This is a genomic window from Actinomycetota bacterium, assembly GCA_005888325.1.
Lineage (GTDB): Bacteria > Actinomycetota > Acidimicrobiia > Acidimicrobiales > AC-14 > AC-14.
Genome location: VAWU01000015.1, coordinates 1 through 25,518, shown reverse-complemented (window position 1 = coordinate 25,518; position 25,518 = coordinate 1). Strand labels below are relative to the sequence as shown.

Below are 25,518 nucleotides of genomic sequence, written 5' to 3'. Positions count from 1 at the left end.
GCGCGCCCCCGACCCGTTCTCTGAACGATCGGGGTGGTCAGCGCAACGCGGATCGTTCAGAGAACCGGGGCGGTGGGGCCGGTCAGAGATCGATGCCGAGCAGCGCGGCGGCCTCGGAGACGCCGCCGCCCGCGGCAGCCGCCCGGTCGATCGCGGCGATCGCGGCGGGCGTGTCGAGGTCGGCGTCGAGCGCGTCGCGCACATCGTCGAGCGCAGCGCTCCCAGTGCCGGCGGCCCGCCAGCGAGCGAGGCGCGCGGCCGCGGCGGGCATCAGCGCGGTGCTCCACTCCCACGAGTCGCGGTAGTGGTGGGAGACGATCGCGATGCGCACGACCATCGGCTCCCACTCCTTCACCAGCTCACTGACGAACACCAGGTTGCCCACCGACTTCGACATCTTCTCGCCGTCCATGCGCACCATCGCCTGGTGCATCCAGTGCCGCACGAACAGTTGCCCGGTTGCGGCCTCCGACTGGGCGGCCTCGCACTCGTGGTGCGGGAAGATCAGGTCGGTGCCGCCGCCGTGCAGGTCGATGGTCGTGCCGAGCTCGCGCAAGGCGAGCGCGGAGCACTCGATGTGCCAGCCCGGGCGGCCCGGCCCCCACAACGACTCCCACGAAGGCTCGTCCGGCGCCGATGGCTGCCAGAGCACGAAGTCGAGCGGATCGCGCTTGTTGGCGTCGTCGGGCCTGCCCCCGCGCTCGGCGGCCAGCTCGAGCATCCGGTCGCGGTCGTAGTGACTCAGCTGACCGAAGCGCTCGAACGAGCTCACGCTGAAGTACACGGCTCCGCCGGCCTGATACGCGTGGCCACGGTCGAGCACCATGCCGATGAAGCCGAGGATGTCGTGGATGGCCGACGTGGCGCGCGGCTCGCTGAAGCACGGCAGCGTGTTGAGGACGCGCATGTCCGCGTCGAAGCGGGCCATCTCCTCGGCGGCCAGGTCGAGGTAGTGGACGCCGAGCTCGCGCGCCTTGTGCAGGATGTCGTCGTCGACGTCGGTGACGTTGCGGACGCATTGCGTCTCGTGGCCGAGATCGCGCAGGCGCCGTTGCAGGACGTCGTAGGTGACGTAAGCCGCCGCGTGGCCGAGATGCGTCGAGTCGTACGGGGTGATGCCGCACGTGTACATCGTGACCACCGGGCCCGGCTCGAAGGGGACGATCGCGCGCCGCGCCGTGTCGTAGAGCCGCATGCTCACGGGCTCAGACGTCGATGCCGGTGAGCCGCACCGCGGCGCGGGTCTTGTAGCGGACGTTCAACTGCAGGATCACGGCGGCGAAGGCCTCGATCGGGGCCGCGTTCGAGAGCCTGCCCGAGTCGAGCGGGCGCAGCCCGGGGATGAGGTCGACGAGGTCGGCCGTGACCTTGGTGGCGAGACGGTGATCGGAGCAGATCAGCACGTCACTCTCCATCGGGTGGTCGAGGTTTGCCAGCTCCTTGGCCGGAAGATGGTGGAAGGCGGCCGCGACCAGCGCGCCGGGGACCTCCGCCTGCACGCTCGCCGCGACCGAGCCGCGTGGCGGCACGAGCGGCTGGAACTCGTCGCCGACGCGCGCCAGTGCATTGGCCATGGAGATGACGACCTTGCCCTTCAGCGCGTGGGCCACTGACGCCGCAGTCCCGGCGGCCGCGTCCCACGGCGTCGCCACGATGACGATGTCGGCCCGCGAGGCCCGCTCGTTGTCCGCGGCGGCGAGTGGGAGGTCGCGGTCGGGCCACTGTGCCTTGATGCGCTCGCACGTCTCGGCGGCCCGCTCCTTGTGGCGCGACCCGATGATGACCTCGACGCCCACCGACGACAGACGCGCGGCCAGGCCGCGTCCGGCCGGACCGGTACCTCCGAGGATCGCCACTTGCACGGGCGAAACACTGGCACAGCCCGCGTTCCTGGCGCGCCGGACGTCAGGTCGTGGCGAGATCTCTGAGGACGCCCGCGGCGAGGGCCCGGGTGCCCCGGCGATTGACCTCCGCACCCGCCACCGCACCGGCGAGCAACGGGGCCAGCGCGGTGAGGCTGCGAGCGGTGCGTCGAACCAGACGGCGGCGCACCAGCTGTGCGGCTTGCCGGCGGGCGCCAACGCTCAACAGCGCGGACAGGCCCGTCGGGGTGGCGAGCGCGGCCGCGGTGACGCCCCGGCCCTCCGCCCACGCGCGCGCGAGGAGCAGGCCCCGGTCGCGACCTCGTCCCGGGACCGGCCGGCCGTACACCTCGTGCAGCTCGGCGATCAGCTTCATCTCGACGGCGGCGACGGCCAGCGTCTCGACGACGAGCTCGACCGGTATGGCGAGCCAGCTCGGCGGGCTGAACTCCTCCGCCGCGACCAGCGCCCCGGCAGTTGCGCCCATCCCGGCGGTCACCCGCGACGCGTTGTGGATCAGGGTCTCGGCGAGCTCCGGCGGCCCCAGAGCGGGGTACTGCTGGCGCAGCAGCGCGAGGTCGCGCACCGGCACACGCGGCGCCGCGTCGATCAACGCGTCGGCGAGCCAGCGACCCGACGCGACGGCACGCGTCCCGGCCTGACGCATGGAGTCGACGGCCAGGCGCGCGGCTCGCGCCAACCCGCCCGCCGAGGTCTCGCGGCCACCGGCCAGGTCGCCGATCGCCTCGCCCAGCTCGCTGCGGTCCTCGCTCACGGGTTCGTTTCGGTCCTCGCTCACGGCCGGTCGGTGTACCCGGGATGGGCGACCGCCAACTTCGCGCTGACCGTCGCGCGGACGACCTCGATCACCTCGGCCCGCCGGTCATCGAGGGTGCCGTCGCGGATCGCGGCGGCCAGCTCGGCCTCGTCGGCCACCCCGAGCTGCGCCAGCGCGGAGGCGTGCGCATCGCGTTGGTCCGGGCCCATGGCCATCTCGCGCTCGACGATGCCGAGAACGTTCGCCGCGACGCGGGCGTGGAAGCGCACGCGTCCCTCGGTCGCGTCCATGACGTCGCGCTCGATGAACTCGCGCACGGCACGGACGAGCTCGTCGGCGCCGGGGACGTCGTGGGGAGCCGTCACGCGATCAGCTCCAACAGGTCCCATTCGTTCTCGCACACGCGGCGGCCGATGGCGGCGAGCTCCACGGAACGAGTCGCGCCCGAGAGATGGGTCAGCGCCTGCACGATGCACATGATCCCCCACTTGAGCGTGCCGAGGACCTCCCACCAGCGCACGACGCTCGGGTCGACCGCACCACCTCCGGCGTCCTCGTAGGCCGTGAAGAGGTCGTCCTCGTCACCGAAGCCGCCGACGCGCTTGTCGTTGACCCCGAAGCGCCAGGCCTTCACGCACAACCAGCCCAGGTCCTCCATCGGGTCGCCGAGATGCGCGAGCTCCCAGTCGAGCACGGCGCGCACGCCCTCGGGCCCGACGACGAGGTTGCCGTTGCGGAAGTCGCCGTGGACGATGGTCGTGGCCGAGCTGGGCGGTTGGTGCTCGCGGAGCCACAGAAGGGCGAGCTCGAAGGCCGGGTGCGGTTGCGCGAGACCGTCGAGCATGGCCTGCCAGGTCGGCAGGGGGTCGGGCTGCTCGAGCCCCGGAACCGCGTCGACGGGGATGCGGTGGAGGCGGCTCAGGATGCTGCCGCACTGCGCCGCCAGGCGTGTGCGGGTGGCAGCGAGCGACTCCTCGCGCAGGATGCGCCGCGGAATGGTCTCGCCTTCGATCCGCTCGACGACGAGGCCCCCCTCGACCGAGGCGATCACGCGGGGGACGGGAACACCCGCAGCCGCGGCGGCACGCAACAGCGCACCCTCGTCGACCGCCTGCCCGCGCGTCCGACGCAGAACCAGGCGCTCGACTGACTCGTCGGCCACCACCGCATCGAACGACCACGTCTCGCTTGTCGCTCCGCCCGATAGGCGGCGCAGTCCGTCGACCCGAACGTCGTCGCCCCACACCCCCGCGAGCGTGTGACGCAGCTCGTCGGCCAGATCCTCCACGAGCGCCGACGCTACTGTGCGGCAATGGCGACTCAGGAGCAGATCCGCAAGACCATCGACGCGTATGTCGACGCGCTCGCGCGCGCGGACCGGGACAGCTGGATGGGTCTGTTCGCTCCCGATGCGGTGCACATCGACCCGGTCGGCACGCCCCCCAACGTGGGCCGCGATGCGATCGGCGCCTTCTGGGACCGCGCCATAGGCATGGCCGACGCGCTCGTCTTCGACGTGCATCACCTCCACGTCTGTGGTGACGAAGCGGCCATGGTGTTCACCGGCACGGTGCGCCTCGGCGACGGCGGGATGGTGTTCGACGGTGTCGACATCCTCGAGTTCGACGACCAGGGGCAGATCGCCGGGCTCCGCGCCTACTGGGACGCGGCCGCGATGCGCCCGCTGAGCTGACGTGCGCCTCCGCATCTTCACCGAGCCCCAGCAGGGCGCCACCTACGAGCAGCAGCTGGCCATGGCCCGGGTCGCCGAGGACGAGGGGTTCGACGCCTTCTTCCGGTCCGATCACTACCTCAACTTCGGCGGGGGCGACGGACGGCCGGGGCCGACCGACTCGTGGATCACGCTCGCGGGCCTGGCCCGCGAAACCTCGACCATCCGCCTGGGCACGCTCGTCAGCGCGGTGACGTTCCGCCTGCCCGGGCCCCTCGCGATCTCCGTGGCCCAGGTCGACGCCATGAGCAACGGCCGCGTCGAGCTGGGACTGGGCGCGGGTTGGTTCGACGCGGAGCACACGGCCTACGGCATCCCGTTCGGCACGTTCGGCGACCGCTTCCAGCACCTCACCGAGCAGCTCGAGATCCTGACCGGTCTGTGGTCCACCGCTGATGGCGCGACCTTCGACTACGACGGCCGCCACTACACGCTGCGGGACTCACCTGCCCTGCCCAAGCCCGTCCAGCGCCCGCACCCCCCGCTCATCCTCGGCGGCGCCGGCCCGAGGCGCACCCCCGAGCTCGCGGCGCGTTTCGCCGACGAGTTCAACGTGCCGTTCCATTCGGTCGCCGACTTCACCCGCCAGGTCGGCAACGTGCGCGGCGCGTGCGAGGCCAACGGCCGCGATCCGGGGTCGATCGTGTACTCGACGGCCGTCACGGTCGTGTGCGGCAGCGACCAGGCCGAGGTCGAGCGGCGGGCGAAGGCCACGGGGCGAACGGTCGAACACTCGCGGCTCGCGGGCCCCACGGGAACCCCCGATGAGGTCGTCGAGCAGCTGCGCGCCTACGCCGACGCAGGCGCGGAACGCGCCTACCTCCAGCTGCTCGACATCGACGACCTCGACCATGTCCGGCTGCTGGCGGCCGAGGTGGCGCCCCACCTCGCGTAGCGTGAGCGTGACCGCGGCGGTGCTCCTCGACTTCTACGGCACGCTCGCCCGCGCCACCGCATGGGGCGCGACGCACGACCAGGTGCTGGCCCGCCACGGCTACCGGACCGGCGTCTCGCTGCAGGGCTGGCTGAGCGACGACGGCCTCTACGACGGCCAGGAGCACCACGAGCACTCCCGCAGCCGTGACCACTACCGCGCCTGGGAGCTCGCGCGCCTACGGGCACTAGCCCGCCGGGCCGGGGTCGGGCCTGACGACCTCGACGCCCTCGTGGCCGACCTCGACGCCGCGGGCAAGGAGTTCACCCTCACCGCGTACGACGACTCCGCGGTCGCGCTCCGGGAGCTGCGCGAGCGCGGCGTCGTCGTGGCCGTGTGCTCGAACTGGGATTGGGACCTCGACCGGGCCCTCACCGCCACCGGACTGGCCGATCTGATCGACCACCAGGTGACGTCGGCGCGCGCCGGCGTCCGCAAGCCCCACCCGCACATCTACGGGCACGCGCTCGGCCGCTGCGGGGTGGCGCCGCAGGACGCCCTGTTCGTCGGCGACTCGATGAGCTGTGACGTGCAAGGACCACTCAACGTGGGCATTCGTGCCGTCCACGTCTGGCGCGGCGACCTCGATCCGCCGCCTCTTCCCGCTGGCGCGCACCGGGTGCGCGATCTGCTCGAGCTCCTCGACCTGCTCTGACGCGCCACCTCGCGCTCGATGACCAGGAGTGTCATCGTCCTCCCAGATGGGCCTACCGCTCCGTGGTCGTCGGGTGCATCATGACGTGCCCACCTGGAGGGGGTGGGGATGAAACCCGCTCGCGCCACCGGCGTCGCGTTGTTGCCGGCGACGGGGGTTCGGCGGCGCAACCGCATCACCGGTACGGCGGCGCGTTCGGGGGGGCGCGCCGTCGTCGGCGGTTCCCTCCGCCCCGCAGGCCCGGGGAGCTCAGCCGCGCAGGAAACTCAGGCGCAATGTCCGGCGGGGGTTGTCGGCGTTGAGGTCGACGAGCACCACGCGCTGCCACGTCCCCAGCGCGATCCGCCCCGACAGCACGGGCAGCACGAGCGACGGGCTCACCAGCACCGGCACCAGATGGTCGGCGCCGTGGCCCGGTGAGCCGTGCGAATGGCGGTAACGGTCGTCACGCGGGAGCAGCCGGTCGAGCAGCTCGTCGAGGTCGGCCTCGGAGCCCGAGCCCGTCTCCATCAGCGCCACACCGGCGGTCGCGTGGGGTGCGAAGACGTGCACCAGTCCGTCGCCGCGTTCACGGCAGAAGCGGGCGACCCGCTCGGTGACGTCGGTGACGTGGTCGGCGCGCGTCTCCAGCGTGAGTTCGGTCGTCTCCATGAGCGGAACGTACCCGGACGGATAACCTGACACGCGTGTCGGAGACCCCGTGCGACGTGACCGGGCGCCCCGTCTCGCCCCGTGCGCTCGACCTCGACGTCTTCTTCAGCCCTCGCACGGTCGCGGTCGTGGGCGCCTCCGACACGCCGCAGCGGCCGAACACCGCCATGTACCAGAAGATCTCGGCCTGGGCCGAGGCGGCCGGCGCCCGGGTGTTCCCGGTCAACCCCAACCGTGACCAGATCGACGGCGTCGCGTGCCACCGTTCGGTGCTCGACGTGCCGGTCGACGTCGACCTGGCGGTGATCCTCGTCGGCGATGCGCTGCCCGCGCTCGAGGAGGCGATCGAGAAGAAAGCCCGTTTCGCGGTCGTCTTCGCGGCCGGCTTCGCCGAGGTCGGCGCCGAGGGCGAGAAGCTCCAACGGCAGATGGAGGAGCTCGTCGCCACGAGCGACATGCACCTGCTCGGCCCCAACACCAACCTGAACGCCTTCGAGCAATTCCGGGACGACCTGCCCGGGCGGTCGATCGCGCTGATCACCCAGAGCGGCCATCAGGGCCGGCCCGTCTTCCAGGGACAAGAGCTCGGCATCCGCCTCTCGCACTGGGCACCCACGGGCAACGAGGCCGACCTCGAGTTCGCCGACTTCGCCACCTTCTTCGCCACCCGGCCCGAGGTCGGAGCGATCGCCTGCTACATCGAGGGCTTCAAGAACGGGCGCACGCTGCTCCTCGCCGCCGACGAGGCGGCGCGCCACGGCGTCCCGATCGTGTGCGTGAAGGTGGGCCGAACCGACGCGGGACGCTCGATGGCCAAGGCCCACACCGGCCACCTCACCGGTTCCGACGCGGTGACGTCGGCCGCCTTCCGGCAGTTCGGCGTGACCCGCGTCGACGGTCTCGACGAGCTGCTTGACACCGCGGCGATGTTCGCCCGCACCGAACCTCCCCGTCGCGTCGAGGGCGCCCACGGCGCCGTCAACACCATCGTCGACGGCGTTTGCGTCTACTCCATCTCGGGCGGCACCGGCGCCCACATGGCCGACATGCTCGCAGCCGCGGGCCTCAAGCTCCCCCAGCTCACCGAGGAGACGCAGCGGCAACTGCACGAGTGGATCCCCTCCTACCTGCGCGTGTCGAACCCGGTCGACAACGGGGGTGCTCCCTCCGCGGACTGGCGCGGGCGCAAGATCCTCGACGCCATCGTCGCCGACCCCAACGTCGGCATGCTGATCTGCCCGATCACGGGCGCGCTTCCTTCGATGGGCAACCGGCTCGCCAAAGATCTCGTCGACGTGGCCGCCACGACCGACAAGCCGGTGTTCGTCGTCTGGGGATCGCCGGTCGGCGACGAGGAGGCCTACCACGACATCCTGCTGGCCAGCGCCGTGCCGGTCTTCCGTACGTTCGCCAACGCGGTCACGGCGGCCCGCGCCTACTTCGGCTACCACGCGTTCCGCGCCCGGTACCTGTCGCCCTTCACCCGCATGGTGCGCCGCCCCCTGCGCGCCGCCGCGCCGGCACGGACCATCCTCCGCGCCGCACCCGCACTCTCGGAGCTCGAGTCGAAGCAGGTGCTCGCCGCCTACGGGATTCCCATCACGCGCGACGTGCTCGTCACCTCGGAGAAGGAGGCCGTGCGCGCCGCCGAGGCCCTCGGGTTCCCCGTCGTCCTGAAGGTGTCGTCGCGCGACCTGCAGCACAAGTCCGATGCGGGGTTGGTGGCCGTGGGCGTCAGGTCGCCGAAGCGGGTACGGGCGACGTACGCGGCGATGATGGAGCAGGCACCCGATGTCGAGGGCGTGCTCGTGTGCGAACAGGTCGACGACGGCGTCGAGACGGTGGTGGGCGTCTCCCACGACGAGCTGTTCGGTCCGGTGGTGATGTTCGGGCTCGGAGGCGTGTTCGTCGAGGTCCTCCGTGATGTCACCTTCCGCGTGCCCCCGTTCGGCCGGAACGAGGCCCGGCGCATGGTGGAGGAGGTGCAGGGCTACCCGTTGCTGCGCGGCGCGCGCGGGCGGCCCAGGGCCGACGTGACCGCGCTGGTCGACGTCATCATGAAGGTGCAGCGCCTCGCGGTCGACCTCCACGCCGACTTGGCCGAGCTCGACATCAACCCGCTCGCGGTGCTGCCGAAGGGCGCGGTCGCGCTCGACGCGCTCGCCGTGCCTCGCTAGCCCCCAAAGGAGACCGATTGTCCGAAGACGCGCGATCGTCCGAAGCCGCCGACGTCCTGCGCCGCGTGGAGAACGGTGTGCTGTGGATCACGCTCAACCGTCCCGATGCCGGCAACGCCATGAAGGCGGAGATGCGCAACCAGATCGCCGACTGGCTCGACGAGGCGTCCGGCGACCCCACCGTGCGCGCCATCGTCATCACCGGCGCGGGCGAGAAGGGCTTCTGCACGGGCGCCGACCTGCGGGGCGGCCGCACGCAGGCGGCGCCGCGACCCGAGGGGGTACCGGAGCGCATCGTCGGCGATGCGGCGCGGATGATCCGCACCGGATGGCAGCGCCTGGTGGGCTCGATCCTCGACTGTGAGAAGCCCGTGATCGCGGGCGTCAACGCGACCGCGGCCGGCGGCGGCATGCATCTCGCGCTCGCGTGCGACCTCGTGATCATGGCCGAGGAGGCGCGGCTCATCGAGGTGTTCGTCCGGCGGGGCATCGCACCCGACGCCGGGGGCGCGTACCTCCTCACCCGCCTCGTCGGCCCGCAGAAGGCCAAGGAGCTCTTCTTCTTCGGCGACGACGTCTCCGCCACCGATGCCGAACGCATCGGCATCGTCAACAAGGTCGTTCCCCGGGCCGAGCTGGAGAAGACGCTCACCGAGTGGGCCGAACGCCTGGCCCGCGGGCCGACCAAGGCCATCGGGTTCGCCAAGTGGCTCACGAACCGGGCCCTCGACTCCGACCGCCACGGTTCCTTCTGGGACGAAGCGTACGCGCAGGAGCTCGTGAACCACACCGAGGACGCGCGCGAGGGCCTCGTCAGCTTCGTCGAGCGCCGCCCGCCCGAGTTCAAGGGCTGGTAGGCCACGCCCGACGTGGAGCCGCTGCTGCTGAAGGACCGTACCGCCATCGCGGGAATCGGGCAGACCGCGTACGCGAAGTCGTTGCCCGACTCTGAGCTCGTGCTCGCGTGCCGGGCCATCAAGGCCGCGCTCGACGACGCCGGCATCCATCCGTCGGAGGTCGACGGGCTGTCGTCGTACACGCTCGAACCGTTCGTGGAGGTCGAGGTGGCGCGCAACCTCGGTATGGGCGACATCACGTGGTTCAGCCAGGTGGGCTACGGCGGCGGCGCGGGATGTGCCGTGGTCGGGAACGCGGCCATGGCGGTGGCGACCGGTCAGTGCGGGGTTGCGGTGGCGTGGCGGTCGCGCAAGCGGGGCGCGGCCGCCGCCCGGCCGTGGGCTCAGGTCGGCGAGCGGGTCGCCGGCACCGGCCAGTGGTCGCGGCCATGGGGGCTGCTGCGCCCCGTCGACGAGATCGCCGTGCTCGCCCGTCGGTACATGCACGAATACGGCGCGACCCGCGACCACCTGGCGAACGTTGCCATTGCCATCCGCAAGCACGCCAACCGCAACCCTGCAGCCATGATGCACGGCAAGCCGATGACCCGCGACGACTACATGCGCTCGCGCTGGGTGTCGGAGCCGTTGTGCCTGTTCGACAACTGCCTCGAGTCGGATGGCGCAGTGGCTGCCGTGATCGTCGACGCATCCCGCGCCGCCGAGCTCCCACAGCCGACGGTGTTGATCCATGCCTTCGGGCAGGGCCTCAACACCCAGCACCAGACGATGACGAACTACCACCGCGACGATCCGCTCATGGGGCCGGCATGGGCGTGTGCCGAAGTGTTGTGGCGACACGCCGACTTCGGCCCCGCCGACGTGAAGGTGGCCCAGATCTACGACGCCTTCAGCCCGCTCATCCCGCTGTCGCTCGAGGGCTACGGGTTCTGCAAGCGAGGTGAGGGGGCGGAGTTCACGAACGACGGGAACATCGAGTGGCCCGATGGCGCGCTGCCGGTGAACACGTCGGGAGGTGGGATGTCGGAAGCCTACGTCCACGGCTTCAACCTGGTCGCCGAGGCGGTCCGGCAGGTGCGGGGCACGTCGACCGCGCAGGTCGACCGCGCCGACACCGGCCTCGTCACCAGCGGCGAGGGCGTTCCCACCAGCGCCCTCCTGTTGCGCGCGGGCGATCGCTGATGGGCGACACGGTTCCGGGCGACATGGTGGCGGCCGCGCCGCTGCCGAAGATCGACTCGGTGACGGCGCCCTTCTGGGAAGCGGCGCTGCGGGGCGAGCTGCGGATGCAGGCGTGCACGGCGTGCGGCCGGCTGCGCTTCCCGCCCCGACCCATGTGCCCGAACTGTCAGTCGCTCGAGCACGAGTGGCGCCTGATGTCGGGGCGCGGCACGGTGTGGTCCTTCGTGGTCCCCCACCCGCCCCTGCTGCCCGCCTTCATGCCACTCGCGCCCTTCAACGTCGTGGTGGTCGAGCTCGACGAAGACGCGACGCTGCGCATGGTCGGCAACCTCGTCGCGTCGCCCGACGGTCCGATCAACGAGGTCGACCCGGGCACCATCGCGATCGGGCAACCGGTCCGCGTCGTCTTCCAACGCGTGGCGGACGACGTCGCCCTGCCCCGCTGGATCGCAGTAGAAGACGCGCCATGAAAGAGGTGCTGCTCGAGCCGGCCGACCACCGCCTCGGCGTCATCCGCACGGCGGGCGACGTGGTGCACGAGGTCGGCGACGCGATCGCATGGGTGGTGGTCGAATCGGGTGAGGGCCACCTGACCGTTGACGGGCAGTCGGCCGACGTGGGTGGGCGGGCCGGCGTGTTCGAGGGCCCGGGCTGGTCGGCGGTGGCTCCGCGTGGCACGACGATCACCACCGACGGCACCGTGACGACGACGATCGTGTTCCGCCCCGGCTCGTACGACGTGAACGCGCGGATCATCGACCCGGCCGACGTCGCCGAGGAGGACCGGGGCCGCGGCGCCGACCACCGGCGGGTGCGCACCTACCTCGCCGAGGGACCGCTGATCGCGGGCGAGACGCTGAACCCGCCCGGCGGCTGGTCGAGCTACCCGCCCCACCGGCACGAGCACGAAGAGGTGTACGTCTACCGCTTCGACCCGGCCGAGGGGTTCGGCGTGGCGATGAACTACGACGACGCGCGCAGCGACGCGACGATCGTGCACGACGGCCATGTGCAGCGGATCGCGTCGGGCTACCACCCGGTCGTCGCCGCACCCGGCTACGCCATGTGCTACCTGTGGGCGCTGGCAGGAGCCAGCCCGACGCTCACGCCGTCGTACGACCCGGTGCACGAATGGCTGGCCTGAGCGGCCGGGAGCGGAGACAGGGCCTGAGCGGCCGGGAGCGGAGACAGGGCCTGAGATGACGACGTCGAAGGTGGGGTTCGTCGGGCTCGGCGCGATGGGCCTGCCCATGACCCGCAACCTGCTCGAAGCCGGTCACACGGTGACCGTCGCGTCCCGCGGCCGAGGCCCGGTCGACGCGGCCCTGAAGCTGGGTGCGGTCGACGGTGGAGACCCGGCGGGCGTCGCGCGCGCGAGCGAGACCGTCATCATCTGCGTCCCCAACTCGCCCGAGGTCGTCGAGGTGGTCGACGCCATGCTCGCGGCGCTGGGCACGCGCCACGTCGTCGTCGACTGCTCGACGATCGACCCCGACGTCGAGCGGGCCCAGCACCAGCGGGTAACCGCCACGGGTGCGCGCTATCTCGAGGCGCCGTTGTCGGGTGGCACCGTGGGCGCCGAGAACGGCACCCTCACCCTCATGGTCGGCGGCGAGGCGGACGCGCTCGAGCGGGCCCGGCCCGCGCTCGATCCGTTCTCGGCGCGCATCGTGCACTGTGGCGGACCGGGCATGGGCCAGGTGGTGAAGCTGTGCAACAACCTGATCTACGCGGCGCAGATGGTCGCGACGGCGGAGGCCACCACCCTCGCTCAGAGGTCGGGCGTCGACATGGCGAAGCTGTACGAGGTGCTCACCCATGCCACCGGTGACTGCGTGGCGGTGCGCACGCGCCTGCCGGTCGAAGGCCTCATCCCCGACAGCCCCGCCTCCAACGGCTGGAAGCCCGGCTTCATGACCGACCTCATGGGCAAGGACGTGGGGCTCGCGCTCACCTACGCCGCCGGCGCGGGCGTGCCGCTGGCGATGACCGCGCTGTCGCGCCACGTGCTGGCCGCGGCGTCGGCTGCCGGCTACGGACGCGAGGATTTCTCCGCGCTCGCCAAGCTGCTCCTCGAGCCCGCCGCGCACGGCGAGGCGAACGAATGGCTCCGCGAGGCGATCGCGTACCTGCTGTCGGAACAGCAGGTACCGCCTACGCGTCGTCGTTGACGATCGTGCCGGTGCCGGTGGTGCGTGAGATCGGTGGGCCGGTCGAGCCGGACAGCACGAGCGTGAAGGACTCGTTGCCTTCCACTGCGGTGTCGCCGTACACCTTCACGAAGATCGTCGCCGAGGTGACGCCCGCCGGAAACGTGAGCGTGCCGGCGCGCGCCTCGTAGTCACTGCCGGCCACCGCGCTGCCGTCGGCTGTCGCGAACGCGACGGTCACGGAAGATCCCTGCGCGGACGAGAGCCGCACCGGGAACACCGCGAGCGACGTCCCCTCGTCACCCTCGACGACGCCGACGTCGCCGATCGCGAGGGACGGGGCGCCCGGCGGGTCGTCGTTGAGGATCGTCCCCTGACCGAGGAAGCGCGTGAGCGTGGCTCCGCCCTGCGGGCTCACCAGCCGCACCTTGAAGCCCTCGTTCGGCTCTGCGGTCGTGTCGCCGTTGACGGTCACCTTGATGCGCCCCTCGGTGTCGCCCGCAGGGATGGTCAAGCTGCCGGACTGGCCCACGTAGTCACCCGACGCGGCGGTCGCGGTGCCGTCGTTGGTGAGCCACGTGACGCGCACGTCGTTGCGCATCGAACGCGCCAATCGCACGGTGAACACCGCGAGACCCATTCCGGCGTTCCCCTCGACCACGGTGCTGTCACCGATCGACAGCGCGGTCGGCGGGTCCTCGGCCACGCCGACGCCGCTCGAATGGGTGAAGAAGATGCGGCTGCCGTTGTGGTCCACGTAGACATCACCGGCCCATGAATACGTCGACGACAGCGGGGTCGGCGCGTACCCGAGCGGCGTCGAGGGATCGGATGCGTCGAGCTGGGTCACCGCGGCGGTGGCCTTGGAGATCCGGAGGAGGGTGCCCGAGCTGGCGACGTAGAGGTCCGGGCCGGACTCCGCGATGCCACGGGGGATGAGGTAGAAGGGCGGGTTCGTCGCGATCAGCGTGGTGACCTGCGCGGTGGCGATGTCGATCTTCCGGACCTTCTCCCAGTCGCTGACCCACAACGTGGTGCCGTCCGCGGTCAGGTCGGTCGGTCCGGTCCCACCAGCGTTGTGCAGGCCGAAGCGCGCGTTCGGGCCCGTGCCGTCGGTCGAGTCGCACACGGTCGGGAAGCCGGCGAACAGCGACACCGCAGCGGTCGACGGGTCGACCCGGTAGATGGCGCAGTCACGCGTCGCCACGAAGAGGTCGCCGCCGTTGGACGCGATGCCGTTGATGCCGCTGCTCGTGCCGCCGACGGTCGCGAACGCGGTTGACGCGCCGGTGTAGCGGTCGATGCGCAACAGGGTTCGTCCCGAGCCGGTGAACAGCCACGGGCCGTACAGCACGACGCCGTTCCCGCCGACCCCGGTGGCGAGCGTGGTCGTCTGTCCGGTGGCGATCGAGACCTTGCGGATCGAGGCGCCGCTCACGATGAACAGCGAGCCGCCGTCGCTCGCGATCGACCCTCCGCCGAAGCGGGCGTCGGTCGCCGCGCCGTCAGCCGTTCCCTGGTCGCCGAAGTTGCCGACCTTGGTGAAGCCGTTCGCCATGACGGTCGCGATCGCGGCCGCGACCAGCGACCGCGAACCGAAGTCGCCCGTGTGGCCCGCGCTGTAGAGCGTGGTCCCGTCGGTCCCGAGTCCGTCCGCGACGGTGGCCGTGCCGACCGCGTCAACGACCTCCGTCGCGGTGTCGAGCCGGAGGAGGTTGGCGATCAGGTCGCCGTCCCCGTCGTCGCACAGCTGGCCGAAGTACGCGAAGCCGCCGGTCGCCACCGCGCCGTACAGCCTGACGGCCCAGAAGGCGGGGCAGGAGGACGCGGTGGCCACGCTCGTGACGACTGCGGTGCCGGCGTCGAGGCGCCGGATGCGGTCGTGGTCGGAGATCCACACCGTCGTGTCGCCGACCGCGATACCGCGCAGGTCGCTGAAGCGGGCCGCCGAGCCGGTGCCGTCGGCGGTGCCCGACATCCCCGCGCTGCCCGCGACGGTCGTGACCGCGCCGGTCGCGAGCGTCAGGCGACGAATCGTCTGGTTGCCCCGGTCGGTGACCCACAGGTCGCCACCGGCGAGGCTCAGCCCGTATGGCTGGTTGAAGAGCGCCGCCGCCCCGGTGCCGTCCGTGCTCCCAGGGACACCCGCGGTCCCGGCGACCGTCGTGACCGCGCCGGTCGCGATCACGACACGGCGGATCGTGTGGTTGCCGGAGTCGGCGACGTAGAGGTTGGTGCCGTCGGTGGCAATGCCCTGGAGGTCGTTGAACCGGGCCGCGCCGGCGGCGCCGTCGCTCGACCCCGTCACCGTCCGCACCCCGGCGAGGATCGTCAGGGTCGACGCAGTGCCGTCGACGCGGTCGATCGCGTTGCGGTCGGTGACGAACAGCACGCCCCCGACCGGCACGACGCCCCGAGGCTCGTCGTAGGGGATCGGGATCGTCCCCGCCAGCTGCCGGACGGTGGCGAGAGGCCCGGTGGCTCCCGCGGGCGGCGGCGCGATCAGGGCGAGCGTGGCCCCGAGGATCAGCGCCAGGAGCGCCCCGAGACCGAAGCGATTCCTCAACCTGCGCATTGGTCACCCTCCCACGCAGAGTCTCGCACGCGGAACCAGTCGATGCCCCTGCGTCAGCTCCCGGTGTCCAGCTGGGTGCGCGAGCCCTCGATCGCCTGGCGCACGACGTCTTCGACATGGCTGGGGTCGACCCCGAGGGCCTGGCCGATGTGCACCGACCAGATCTCCGACCGGAGGTTCGTCTCGAAGTCGAGCTCGCTGCGGATGTCGGCCCTCGCCGCCTGCCGGTTCTGGCTGACCATGACGAAGGTCGAGAGGAAGATCGCCTCCAGGCTCACGATCATCGTTAGGAGGCCGAAGGGGAACTTGTCGAACTTCAGCGATGCCCCGAGCACCCCGATGTTCAGGAGGACCCAGATGCCGAACCAGACGGAGTGGATGTACACGAAGTTGAGCGAGCCGGCGAAGGCCGTGATCCGGTCGGCGGCCTTGTCCTGGGCCCGCATGAGGGCACCGACCAGCTTCCGCTCGTTGCGCGTCTGGTAGTGCTCCACCTTGAAGAGGTTGCCGTCCTCGACCCCGTCCGCCTGGTCGATGATCCGACAGGCGGGACAGCTGAGCGGTGAATCGGTTGTAGCCATGGGCCAACGGTGGCACGCCCGACGCGCCATCGCCCGTCACCCTCGACTCGGCACGCGTCGCCACACTTCGTGTACGGCGGCCGCGTAATACCACGAACCGTTTGCGAAGCAGGTCGACAAATGAGTCGAGCGGCCCATAGGTGTCTCCGCGCGTGCGGCATAGCGTTTCGCGGAACAGCGGGGGAGCCAGGTGCGACATCAGCAGTCGTTTGCGACCACACGGGTGCGTCGCTCGCGACATCGTTGCGGAGCGGCCACGAGGCGAGCCTTCTCGGGAATGGCGGCGGTGAGCGTCGCCCTTGCCGTCACGCTCGTGGCGGGAGCCGGTGCCGCGAGTGCCGCCACCACCTTCAGCGACGGGTTCGAGTCGGGCGACTATTCGGCGTGGACGACGGTCCAGACCGGCGCGGACGGGTCGGCCACCGTGCAGAGCGCGGTCGTGAAGACGGGCACCGAAGCGGCGCGCCTCTCGGCCACCGCCGCGGCCGGCTCCTTCGCCTACGCCCGCAAGTCGCTGACGAGCGCGCAGACCGACCTCACCGTGACGGGTGACTTCCAGGTGCAGGCCGAGGGACCCGGCGGTGGCAACGTGCCCATCTTCCGGCTGTTCGACCCGACCAGCACCAAGGTGGTCAGCCTCTACCGCCAGAACGGCGGGAGCGGCGGCATCTGGGTCTGGTACGACAACACCTACAACGCCACCTTCGCCAACCTCCCCCTCAACACCTGGGCGCAGCTGCAGGTCCACGTGGTCGTGACGGGCGCGGCGACGGGCACGGTCGACGTCTCGCTGAACGGCACCTCCGTGTACCACGCGTCGACGGCCACCATCTCCTCGGCGGGAATCGCCTCGGTGCAGATCGGTAACAACACGTCGTCACAGACGTTCACGATCATCGCCGACAACATCGTCGTGGCCGACGGCACGTCGGCCACGGCTCCCACGAACACCGTGCGTCCCTCGGTCAGCGGGACCGCCCAGCAGGGTCAGACGCTCACCGCCGACCCGGGTTCGTGGAGCGGCACGCAGCCGATCAATTACGCGTACCAGTGGCGCCAGTGCACCAGCACCGGCGCGAGCTGCGTCGACATCGTGGGTGCGACGGCGACGACCTACGTGCCCGGACCGGCCGACGTCGGGCACGCCCTTCGGGTGTTCGTGACCGCGAGCAACACGGTCGGGTCCACGACCCTCGGCTCGCTGCCGACCGCTGCCGTTTCGGGCACGTCGGCCACGGCCCCGACCAACACCGTGCGTCCCTCGGTCAGCGGGACCGCCCAGCAGGGTCAGACGCTCACCGCCAACCCGGGTTCGTGGAGCGGGACGCAGCCGATCACCTACGCGTACCAGTGGCGCCAGTGCACGAGCACCGGCGCGAGCTGCGTCGACATCGTGGGTCAGACGGCGACAACCTACGTGCCCGGACCGGGCGACGTCGGGCACGCCCTTCGGGTCTTCGTGACCGCGAGCAACGCGGGCGGCTCCGCGACCCTCGGGTCGCTCCCGACCGCAGCGGTGTCCGGCACGTCGGGCACGGCCCCGGTGAACACGTCGCCCCCGACCATCTCGGGCACGGCTCAGGCCGGCCAGACCCTCACCGCCGCGCCCGGCACCTGGACCGGCACCGCGCCGATCACCTACAGCTACCTTTGGCAGCGCTGCGACAGCGCCGGCGCCAACTGCGCGTCGATCGGTGTCACCACCGGGACCTACGCGCTGACCGGTGCGGACGTCGATCACAGGATGCGCGTGGTGGTGACCGCCGCCAACGGTGTGGCGCCGAACGGCACGGCCACCTCCAACCCCACCGCGGTCGTGCAAGCATCCACGGCCGGGCTGGCCGCGCTGTGGCACATGGACGAGACCTCGGGCACCTCGATGAACGACGCGGTCGGGAGCCACACCGGCACGCTCCACTCCGTCCAGGTGGGCCAGCCGGGGTACCTCGGCACTGCCTACGGGTTCGGCGGGTCGGGCTACGTCTCCGTCCCGTCGGCCGCCGACCTGAACCCCGGCAGCAAGGACATCACCATCACCATCCATCTCAAGACGACGAGCGCGCCGGCGTCGCCCGACTGGGATCTCATCCGCAAGGGCCTCTACACGACGAGCGGTGGCGAGTTCAAGATGGAGTACCAGCCCTCGGGCCAGGCGTCGTGCGGCTTCAAAGGATCATCGGGCTACAGCGAGCTGATCGCCGGACCGTCACTCAAGGATGGTCGCTGGCACACGGTGCAGTGCGTGAAGACGTCGTCGGCGATCAAGGTCGTGGTCGACGGACAGACCTTCACGCAGGCCGCCAACGTCGGCTCGATCGCCAACAGCGAGGCCGTCGTGATCGGCGCCCGCCCCGGCTCCGAGTTCTTCCAGGGCTCGCTCGACGAGGCGAGCATCAAGATCGGCTGACCGCAAGCGGCTTAGCTGGAGGGGTGCTCCTCACGGTCGACCTCGGCACCAGCGCGACCAAAGCGGTGCTCTGGGACCATGACGGCCCGGTCGCGATGGGCCGGGCCGAGGTGCCCACCTTCCACCCCGAGCCGGGTTGGGCCGAACAGGACCCCGACGACTGGTGGTCGTCGACGCTCGACGCGTGCGCGCAGGTGCGAGCCCAGGACGAGCGGCGCTTCGGCGAGGTGTCCGCGATCGGGTTCGCGACCGCACGCGAGACGTTCGTGCCCGTCCGTGCGGACGGTCAGGTGCTCGGACGCGCGCTCGTGTGGTCGGACCGGCGCGCGCGGGCCGAGGCGGCGCAGCTCGTCGCGTCGGCGGGCGGGGTCGATGCGCTGCGCGACCGGATCGGCATCGTGGTCGATGCCGGCTCGACCGTCGCCAAGGCGGCGTGGCTGCACACCCACCAACCCGACCGTCTGCTGGGCGCGCGCTGGCTCCTCGGCCCGCGCGACCTCGTCTTCTGGCGGCTGACCGGCGAGGTGGCCACCGACGCGACCCTCGCCAGCCGCAGCGGCTTCTACGCCCGCGACGGCACGGTCGCACCCGAGACCGCGGCCGGGATCGAGGGTCTGCTGCCGCCCGTGATGGCGCCGACCACGTCGGTCGGGCTCGCGGGCGAGGGCGCGGGCCTCCCCGCGGGCATCTCCGTGGTGCTCGGTGCGGGTGACCGCCCGTGCGAGGTGCTGGGTGCCGGCGCGTCCGAGACCACCCCCGTGGTCTCCTGGGGGACGACCGCCAACGTCTCACTCCCGAGGTCGACGCTGCCGAGCCCGCTGCCTCCGGGATTCGTCGCGTCGCGGGCCGCGATCGATGGCCACCTGCTCGAGGCAGGGCTCTCGGCGAGCGGCGCCGCGCTCGCCTGGTTGCAGCAGCTGACCGGTCTCGACCAGCTCGCGCTCGTCGATGCCGCCGCCGCAGCCGAGCCCGGCGCCCGCGGCGTCGTCGCGCTGCCTTGGCTCAACGGCGCCCGCGCGCCCTGGTGGCGGCCGGGCGCGCGGGCCGCGTTCCTCAACCTCACGCCGGCCCACGGACCCGGTGACCTCGCCCGGGCGTTGTACGAAGCGGTCGCCTTCGACGTGGCACGGAGCCTGGAGGCGCTCTCGACCGCAGCCGACATCGCGACCGTCGCGGCGACGGGCGGGGGTGTCGCCGGGCCGCTCTGGGTGCAGCTGCTCGCGGCCGTCACCGGCCGGCCCGTGGTGCTGCGGCGCTCCGGCGAGGCGGCGTCGGCCGGTGCATGTCTGCTCGCGGGTCGAGCGGTCGGCATGCCGCTCGAGCTCGACCGCATCAACCCGGTCGTGACGACGGCCCGGCCGGACCCGTCCCTGGCGAAGCGCTACCGCGAGATCCGACCGCTCGTCGACCGTGTCGCCGACGGCGTGCTCGGGCTCGACCTCAGCGAATGGAGCGCGGGGTGGACGTGACCCTCGCCTACGGGTCGGGCGGGCTGGTGGCGACGGTGCCCGACGACGCCCACGTCGTCCTGCCCACCGACCTGCCCGGGCTCGACGACGAGCGCGATGCGATCACCCAGGCGCTCCGGGCCCCGCACGCGGGCCCTCCGCTCGGGAAGATCATCGACGCGACGTGTCGGGTCGCAGTCGTGTTCCCCGACATCACGCGGCCCATGCCGAACCGCACCGTGCTGCCCCCGCTCCTCGACGAGCTGACGCGCCTCGGCGTGGGCCCCGACCGAGTCAGCCTCCTGTGCGCCAACGGCAGCCACCGGCTGGCGACGTCCGACGAGATGGCTGCGCTCATCGGCCCCGACCTGGTGAGCCGCTATCGGGTGCACGACCATGCCGCCACCGATCCCGATCACGTCGACGTCGGACGGGTCGACGGTGTGCCCGTGCGCATCGACCGCCGCTACGTCGAGGCCGACGTCCGCATCGTCACCGGGTTCGTGGAACCGCACTTCTTCGCGGGCTTCAGCGGTGGGCCCAAGGCCGTCTGCCCGGGCCTCGCGGCGCTGGAGACCATCCTCGAGGCGCACAGCCCGCGCCGCATCGCCGATCCGCGCGCCACCTGGACCGTCACCGAAGGCAACCCGGTGCACGACTTCGTGCGAGCCGCCACCGCACTCGCACCGCCCGCGCTCTCGCTCGACGTGGCGATCAACAACGCGCGCCAGGTGACGGCCGTGTTCGCGGGCACCCTTCCTGACGCGCACCGCGCCGCGTGCGCGTTCGTCGAGCGGACCGCCGTGCAACGGGTGCCCCACCGGTTCGATGTGGTGTTGTCGACCAACAGCGGCCATCCCCTTGACCGCAACCTCTACCAGGCCGTCAAGGGCATGGCCGCGGCCGAACGCGTCGTTGCCCGGGGTGGCACGATCGTCATGGCCGCGGCGTGCGCCGACGGGCTGCCGGCCGAGGGCGGCTTCGGCCGACTGCTCGCGGAGGCGCGCTCGCCCGACGACCTCGTCTCGCCGCACGCCACGCCGGAGCTCGACCGCTGGGAGGCGCAGGTGCTCGGGCGCGTCCTGCAGCGTGCGCGGGTGCAACTCCGCACCGACGGCCTTTCCGACGACGAGGTGCGAGCCGCGCACCTCGAGCCGGTGGCGGACGTGACCGAGGCCGTCGCCCGCGCGGTGCACGCCGCCGGCCCGCGCGCTTCTGTGTGCGTGCTGCCCCTCGGCCCGCTCACGGTCGCCACGCCCGTCGGGCGCGCCTGACGGGTTGAGCCTGATGCGTCGAGGCTGACGCTAGAGTCAGGTTCGTGGCCGCCGCGGTCCCCACCGTGAAGATCGTCGCCGTCGGCGCGGCCCTGCCGTCGCTGCGCCTCACCGCCGCCGACGTCACCGCGACGTGGGGCGCCGGGCCACGGCGCGGCACCACCGCGGTGTGCGCGCCCGACGAAGACGTCCTGACGGTGTCGTGGCATGCCGCGGCGCGCGCGCTCGCCGCCGGGGGTGTAGAGCCCACCGACGTCGACGGCCTGTGGTGGGGCACCAGCCGGCCGCCGTTCGCGGAGGGGCCGAGCCTCTCGATGCTCGCCGCCGCGCTCGGGCTGCGCGACGACATCGCCGGCGCGCTCAACAGCGGCTCGACCCTCGCGGGCATCGACGCGTTGCTGAGCGCGTGGGATGCCGTCGCCGCCGGTTCTTCTCGCGTCTCCCTCGTCGTCGGGGCCGACGCGTTGCGACCCGGGCTCGGCACCGCGTTCGAAGCCTGGGCCGGAGCCGGCGCGGCCGCGTTCGTACTCCGCGCCGGCGACGGCCCGGCCGCGCTCGCCCACCGGGCGACACGCGGGCGGCCCGTCCTCGACCGCTACCGCGGCGATCGTGAGCCGGCGACCCGCGACCTCTACGACCCGCGTCTCTTCCGCGAGGAGATCTTCCTGCCGCTCGTCGACGGCATCGCGGCCGCACTGAGCGACGGCGTCGACACCTGGTCGCTCCCCGACCCCGATGGCCGCCTGGGTGCCGCGGCGGCGCGACGGGTGGGTGCGTCGTCCGTCGCGTCCGCCGACGCCTACGCGGCGGCGGGCGACACGGGCTCCGCGGCGCCGCTCCTCGGGGCGGTGGGCGCGCTGGCGGCGCCGGGCGTGGTGGCCATGGTCGGTTACGGCGGCGGTCGGATGTCGGGCGTGACGATCGAGGTCGGGGCGGCGGTGCCCGGTGCGGCCGACCTCGCTCGAGCCCTCGCGGCCGGCCGTCCCGCTTCGTACGCCGAGGTGCTGCGCGCCCGCGGCGAGCTGGTGCCGTCCGGGGAGACGGTCGAGATGGCCGTGCCCCCGGGCAGCGCCGCGTTCGTGCGCGGCGGGCTCGAGATGATCGGCCTGCTCGGCGCCCGGTGCATCGACTGCGCGACGATCAGCACTCCTCCGTCGGTGCATCCCGCGTGCACGGGATGCGGCGGAGCCAAGCTGGAGGAGGTCGCGCTCGCCCGGACGGGAACGGTGCACACCTTCGTCGTCAACCACACCATGCCTGCGCCGTTCGTCGCGCCCCTCCCGCTCGTGGTCGTCGACCTCGACGATGGCGCGCGGATCATGTTGCAGGGCACGTCCGACGACGCGGCCACGCTCGCCATCGACGACCGCGTCGAGCTCGTCCTGCGCCGCTATACGGTCGAGCGGGGCGTACCGGTGTACGGGTTCAAGGTGCAGAAGGCCGAGAGGTCGGAGGAAGTCGAGAGATCATGAGCTGGGACCGGGTGGCGGTCGTGGGCGCGGGGCTCATCAAATTCGGGGAGCTCTTCGACCAGAGCTACGAGCAGATGGCGGCGGGCGCGTTCGCCGCCGCCATGGCGAGCGTCGACAAGGGGTTCGAGCCCGTCCAGGTCGAGGCGGCGATGGTCGCAACCCAGCGGGGCACGCTCTGGGGACAGGAGGGCATCGGCGGCAACACGGTCCCGACCGCGCTCGGGATCGCCGGCATCCCGTGCACGCGCATCGAGAACGCCTGTCCCTCGGGATCCGACGCGTTCCGCATCGGCGCCATGGCGGTGGCGAGCGGTGTGCACGACGTCGTGCTCGTGATCGGCGTCGAGAAGATGCGCGACAAGTCCACCGACGAGGGTCTGCTCGCGCGCGCCGCGAGCGGCCATCCCGTGTACACCCGAGGCGAGAGCGCGCCGGTGCTCTTCGCGCCGTTCGCCACCCGCCACATGCACGAGTTCGGCACCACCCGCGAGATGCTCGCATCAGTCGCGGTGAAGAACCACCACAACGGCACCCTCGACCCGTACGCGCACTTCCAGAGCGAGGTCACGGTCGACCAGGTGCTGAAGGCACCGCCCGTGTGTCACCCGCTGCACCTGCTCGACTGCTGCCCGCAGACCGACGGCGCGGCGGCGACCATCCTCGTCAACGCCGAGCGCGCACGCGAGTTCACCGACAAACCTGTCTACGTCGCCGGTTTCGGCGTCGCGACCGACCATCCGTACCTGCACGAGAAGACGACGTTCACCGGGCTCCCTGCCACCGTGAAGGCGGCCGCGCGCGCGTACGCGATGGCCGGCATCGGCCCGGCCGACCTCGACCTGGCCGAGGTGCACGACTGCTTCACCATCACCGAGATCCTCGACATCGAGGACCTCGGCTTCTGCGAGAAGGGCAAGGGCGGCATCGTGTCCATCGAGGGGGAGACCTCCCTGACCGGCCGCATACCCGTCAACCCGTCCGGCGGGCTGCTGGCGAAGGGCCACCCCATCGGGGCGAGCGGCGTCGCCCAGCTCACCGAGTGCTGGTGGCAGCTGCGCGGCGAGGCAGACGGCCGTCAGGTCGCGATCCGCAACGGCTTCGCGCTGCAGCACAACGTCGGTGGCCGGGGCTCGGGCGTCAGCGTCGTCAACATCCTGACCACCAACGCCTCGTGATTCGCGTCCATGTCGGCGACGATCACGTCGCCTGCGTCACGCTCGACCGGCCCGAGGCCAAGAACGCCCTGAGCGTGCAGATGCGCGACGACCTCGTCGCCGCGCTCCGCCGGGCGCGGGCCGACACCGACGTGCGGGCGTTGCTGATCACGGGCACGGGCGACGCGTTCTGCGCCGGCATGGACCTCGGCGCGTCGACCGTGGCCCGGGCCGGCGCCGAGGGCTTCGACACCCGCTCGACGTCGGAGGCGCTGCGCGTCGGCGTGCAGGCGATGATCCGCGAGCTGTGGGAGCTCGACAAGCCGACCGTCGCGGCGGTGAACGGCACCGCCGTCGGCCCCGGCGCCCACTTGGCGCTGGCGTGCGACTTCGTGCTCGTGCACGAGCGCACCCGCTTTCTCTGGTCGTTCGCACGCTGGGGGCTCGTGGTCGATGCGGGCGGGGCATACCTGCTCCCCCGTCTGGTCGGGCTTCCGCGCGCCAAGGCCATGGTGCTGCTGGGAGACGGCGCGACCGGAGAGGACGCGGTACGCGACGGGCTGGCCTACAAGTGCGTGCCCAGCGACGAGCTCGACGCCACCGCCCACGAGCTCGCGGCGCGCCTGGCCGCGGGCCCGACCCGCTCGCTCGGGCTCTCGAAGCGGTTGCTCAACCGCACCTTCGAGACCGACCTGGCGGCCGCGCTCGACCTCGAGGGCGCGTACCAGTCGCTCGCGACCACGAGCGGCGACCTGGCCGAGGGCATGGCCGCGTTCAGAGAGAAGCGCGACCCGCGCTTCACGGGCGAGTAGCGCACCGGCGTCATGCCCGTCTTCTTCACCGACGACGAGTACGCCGTCGTCGACGCCGCGTGCGCGATGCTCATCCCCACCGATGACGACCCCGGCGCCACCGAGGCACGCGTCGTCGACTACATCGACGGTCTGCTCGGCGCGTTCAGCTTCGACCCTCCGCGCATCTGGGCCGGCGGGCCGTTCTCTGGGCGCCACGGTGGTGCGCAGGGCTTCGTGCGTTTCCACCGCCTGACTCCGCTCGACGAGCTCGCCTGGCGCACCCGCATCGAGGGATCGCGCGGCCGTCCGGAGCGCGAGATCAACGGCCCCGTCGTCGGCCTGCAGGAGCGCTACCGCGCCGGCGTCGCCGCGCTCGGCCCCGACTTCGCCGCCGTCACCGACGAGGAGCGACGCGCGCGCCTCGAGCGGACCCCCGAGTTCACCGCGCTGCTCTACGAGCACGCGTGCGAAGGCATGTACGGCGCGCCCGAGTACGGGGGCAACCAGGGCCTGGTGGGCTGGCGCTACATCGGCTACGAGGGCGACGTGCAGCCGCGCGGCTACACCGATGAGGAGGTGGAGCGGGCATGAGCGCGAGCGACCTCGATGCGGTCATCGTCGGGTCCGGGCCCGGGGGCTCCACCGCGGCCGACGTGCTCACCGCCGCGGGGTGGAGCGTCGTCATCGTCGAGAAGGGACGCAACCACCTCATCGACCTCGACGACCCGCATCGCCTGATGGCGGACTACAGCAACGACGAGCTGAAGTTCATGAGCCGGTGGTTCCTCGGGCCCGACCCTCTGCTCGAGCCGCGCACGTTCCGCCGCGACGACAG

At 71.9% G+C, this 25,518-nt stretch carries 22 protein-coding genes and 2 pseudogenes; 16 read left to right on the top strand and 8 right to left on the bottom strand.

Annotated elements, in window-relative coordinates; genetic code table 11:
- Positions 1 to 82: 82 nt before the first annotated feature.
- From E6G06_03455 to E6G06_03440, 4 genes and pseudogenes are all read right to left on the bottom strand, one after another.
- Positions 83 to 1,195 (bottom strand): cysteine--tRNA ligase, encoded by a 1,113-nt coding sequence (locus E6G06_03455; protein ID TML93157.1) that lies wholly within the window; start codon positions 1,193 to 1,195, stop codon positions 83 to 85.
- A 10-nt stretch (positions 1,196 to 1,205) separates the two neighbouring features.
- Entirely contained in the window at positions 1,206 to 1,862 is a 657-nt protein-coding gene (npdG, locus tag E6G06_03450; protein TML93114.1) for an NADPH-dependent F420 reductase, read from the bottom strand.
- A gap of 43 nt (positions 1,863 to 1,905) precedes the next feature.
- Positions 1,906 to 2,661 carry a hypothetical protein gene (locus tag E6G06_03445; GenBank protein ID TML93113.1) on the bottom strand — a complete coding sequence of 252 codons (756 nt, stop codon included), beginning with the start codon at positions 2,659 to 2,661 and terminating at the stop codon, positions 1,906 to 1,908.
- Positions 2,658 to 3,907, bottom strand: a pseudogene (locus tag E6G06_03440) (phosphotransferase family protein). The gene E6G06_03445 and the pseudogene E6G06_03440 overlap by 4 nt, the downstream one beginning before the upstream one ends.
- A 45-nt stretch (positions 3,908 to 3,952) precedes the next feature.
- On the opposite strand from E6G06_03440, the gene E6G06_03435 reads away from it, so the two are divergent.
- From E6G06_03435 to E6G06_03425, 3 genes are read left to right on the top strand one after another with little or no spacing between them, the layout of a single operon-like run.
- Positions 3,953 to 4,333 (top strand): DUF4440 domain-containing protein, encoded by a 381-nt coding sequence (locus E6G06_03435; GenBank protein TML93112.1) that lies wholly within the window; start codon positions 3,953 to 3,955, stop codon positions 4,331 to 4,333.
- Position 4,334: 1 nt separating this feature from the next.
- Positions 4,335 to 5,267: an LLM class F420-dependent oxidoreductase gene (locus E6G06_03430; GenBank protein TML93111.1), complete on the top strand. Its 933-nt coding sequence runs from the start codon at positions 4,335 to 4,337 to the stop codon at positions 5,265 to 5,267.
- The gene (locus E6G06_03425) at positions 5,224 to 5,961 is read left to right on the top strand and encodes an HAD family hydrolase (protein ID TML93110.1); all 738 of its coding nucleotides are present in this window, start codon (positions 5,224 to 5,226) and stop codon (positions 5,959 to 5,961) included. The genes E6G06_03430 and E6G06_03425 overlap by 44 nt, the downstream gene beginning before the upstream one ends.
- Before the next feature lie 249 nt (positions 5,962 to 6,210).
- Here E6G06_03425 and E6G06_03420 read toward each other — a convergent pair whose 3' ends face one another.
- Complete coding sequence (locus E6G06_03420) at positions 6,211 to 6,612, bottom strand: hypothetical protein (protein TML93109.1); 402 nt, start codon at positions 6,610 to 6,612, stop codon at positions 6,211 to 6,213.
- A 26-nt stretch (positions 6,613 to 6,638) separates the two neighbouring features.
- Here E6G06_03420 and E6G06_03415 point away from each other — a divergent pair, with 26 nt between their 5' ends.
- Genes E6G06_03415 through E6G06_03390 form a run of 6 tightly spaced genes read left to right on the top strand, consistent with a single transcriptional unit; the run spans position 6,639 to position 12,999 of the window.
- Positions 6,639 to 8,789 carry an acetate--CoA ligase family protein gene (locus E6G06_03415; protein ID TML93108.1) on the top strand — a complete coding sequence of 717 codons (2,151 nt, stop codon included), beginning with the start codon at positions 6,639 to 6,641 and terminating at the stop codon, positions 8,787 to 8,789.
- A 17-nt stretch (positions 8,790 to 8,806) separates the two neighbouring features.
- Complete coding sequence (locus E6G06_03410; GenBank protein ID TML93107.1) at positions 8,807 to 9,646, top strand: enoyl-CoA hydratase/isomerase family protein; 840 nt, start codon at positions 8,807 to 8,809, stop codon at positions 9,644 to 9,646.
- Positions 9,647 to 9,670: 24 nt separating this feature from the next.
- Positions 9,671 to 10,828 (top strand): lipid-transfer protein, encoded by a 1,158-nt coding sequence (locus E6G06_03405; protein ID TML93156.1) that lies wholly within the window; start codon positions 9,671 to 9,673, stop codon positions 10,826 to 10,828.
- A gap of 23 nt (positions 10,829 to 10,851) precedes the next feature.
- The gene (locus tag E6G06_03400; GenBank protein TML93155.1) at positions 10,852 to 11,298 is read left to right on the top strand and encodes a hypothetical protein; all 447 of its coding nucleotides are present in this window, start codon (positions 10,852 to 10,854) and stop codon (positions 11,296 to 11,298) included.
- Positions 11,295 to 11,972, top strand: coding sequence for a 5-deoxy-glucuronate isomerase (locus E6G06_03395; protein ID TML93106.1), 678 nt, complete (start codon positions 11,295 to 11,297; stop codon positions 11,970 to 11,972). The genes E6G06_03400 and E6G06_03395 overlap by 4 nt, the downstream gene beginning before the upstream one ends.
- Positions 11,973 to 12,027: 55 nt before the next feature.
- Entirely contained in the window at positions 12,028 to 12,999 is a 972-nt protein-coding gene (locus E6G06_03390) for an NAD(P)-dependent oxidoreductase (protein ID TML93105.1), read from the top strand.
- Here the strand turns inward: E6G06_03390 and E6G06_03385 are convergent.
- The 3 genes and pseudogenes from E6G06_03385 to E6G06_03375 all read right to left on the bottom strand — a co-directional run bounded on the left by E6G06_03385 (position 12,983) and on the right by E6G06_03375 (position 18,134).
- Entirely contained in the window at positions 12,983 to 15,553 is a 2,571-nt protein-coding gene (locus E6G06_03385; protein ID TML93104.1) for a hypothetical protein, read from the bottom strand. The genes E6G06_03390 and E6G06_03385 overlap by 17 nt on opposite strands.
- Before the next feature lie 53 nt (positions 15,554 to 15,606).
- A complete protein-coding gene (locus tag E6G06_03380) occupies positions 15,607 to 16,134 on the bottom strand; it encodes a DUF1003 domain-containing protein (GenBank protein TML93103.1) in 528 nt (175 codons plus the stop codon).
- 1,697 nt (positions 16,135 to 17,831) lie between these two features.
- A pseudogene (locus tag E6G06_03375) lies at positions 17,832 to 18,134 on the bottom strand (hypothetical protein).
- On the opposite strand from E6G06_03375, the gene E6G06_03370 reads away from it, so the two are divergent.
- The 7 genes from E6G06_03370 to E6G06_03340 form a co-directional block, all read left to right on the top strand.
- On the top strand, positions 17,983 to 20,010 hold the full coding sequence (locus E6G06_03370) for a hypothetical protein (GenBank protein TML93102.1): 2,028 nt from the start codon (positions 17,983 to 17,985) through the stop codon (positions 20,008 to 20,010). The pseudogene E6G06_03375 and the gene E6G06_03370 overlap by 152 nt on opposite strands.
- Complete coding sequence (gene larA, locus E6G06_03365; protein TML93101.1) at positions 19,824 to 21,263, top strand: nickel-dependent lactate racemase; 1,440 nt, start codon at positions 19,824 to 19,826, stop codon at positions 21,261 to 21,263. The genes E6G06_03370 and larA overlap by 187 nt, the downstream gene beginning before the upstream one ends.
- Positions 21,264 to 21,307: 44 nt before the next feature.
- Positions 21,308 to 22,735: a hypothetical protein gene (locus tag E6G06_03360; protein TML93100.1), complete on the top strand. Its 1,428-nt coding sequence runs from the start codon at positions 21,308 to 21,310 to the stop codon at positions 22,733 to 22,735.
- Positions 22,732 to 23,910 carry a thiolase domain-containing protein gene (locus E6G06_03355; protein TML93099.1) on the top strand — a complete coding sequence of 393 codons (1,179 nt, stop codon included), beginning with the start codon at positions 22,732 to 22,734 and terminating at the stop codon, positions 23,908 to 23,910. The genes E6G06_03360 and E6G06_03355 overlap by 4 nt, the downstream gene beginning before the upstream one ends.
- On the top strand, positions 23,910 to 24,701 hold the full coding sequence (locus E6G06_03350) for an enoyl-CoA hydratase/isomerase family protein (GenBank protein ID TML93154.1): 792 nt from the start codon (positions 23,910 to 23,912) through the stop codon (positions 24,699 to 24,701). Before E6G06_03355 ends, E6G06_03350 begins: the two co-directional genes overlap by 1 nt.
- Positions 24,702 to 24,713: 12 nt before the next feature.
- Complete coding sequence (locus tag E6G06_03345; protein TML93098.1) at positions 24,714 to 25,274, top strand: gluconate 2-dehydrogenase subunit 3 family protein; 561 nt, start codon at positions 24,714 to 24,716, stop codon at positions 25,272 to 25,274.
- Positions 25,271 to 25,518: hypothetical protein (locus E6G06_03340; protein TML93097.1), on the top strand; the 248-nt coding region annotated here is incomplete at its 3' end. The genes E6G06_03345 and E6G06_03340, both read left to right, overlap by 4 nt.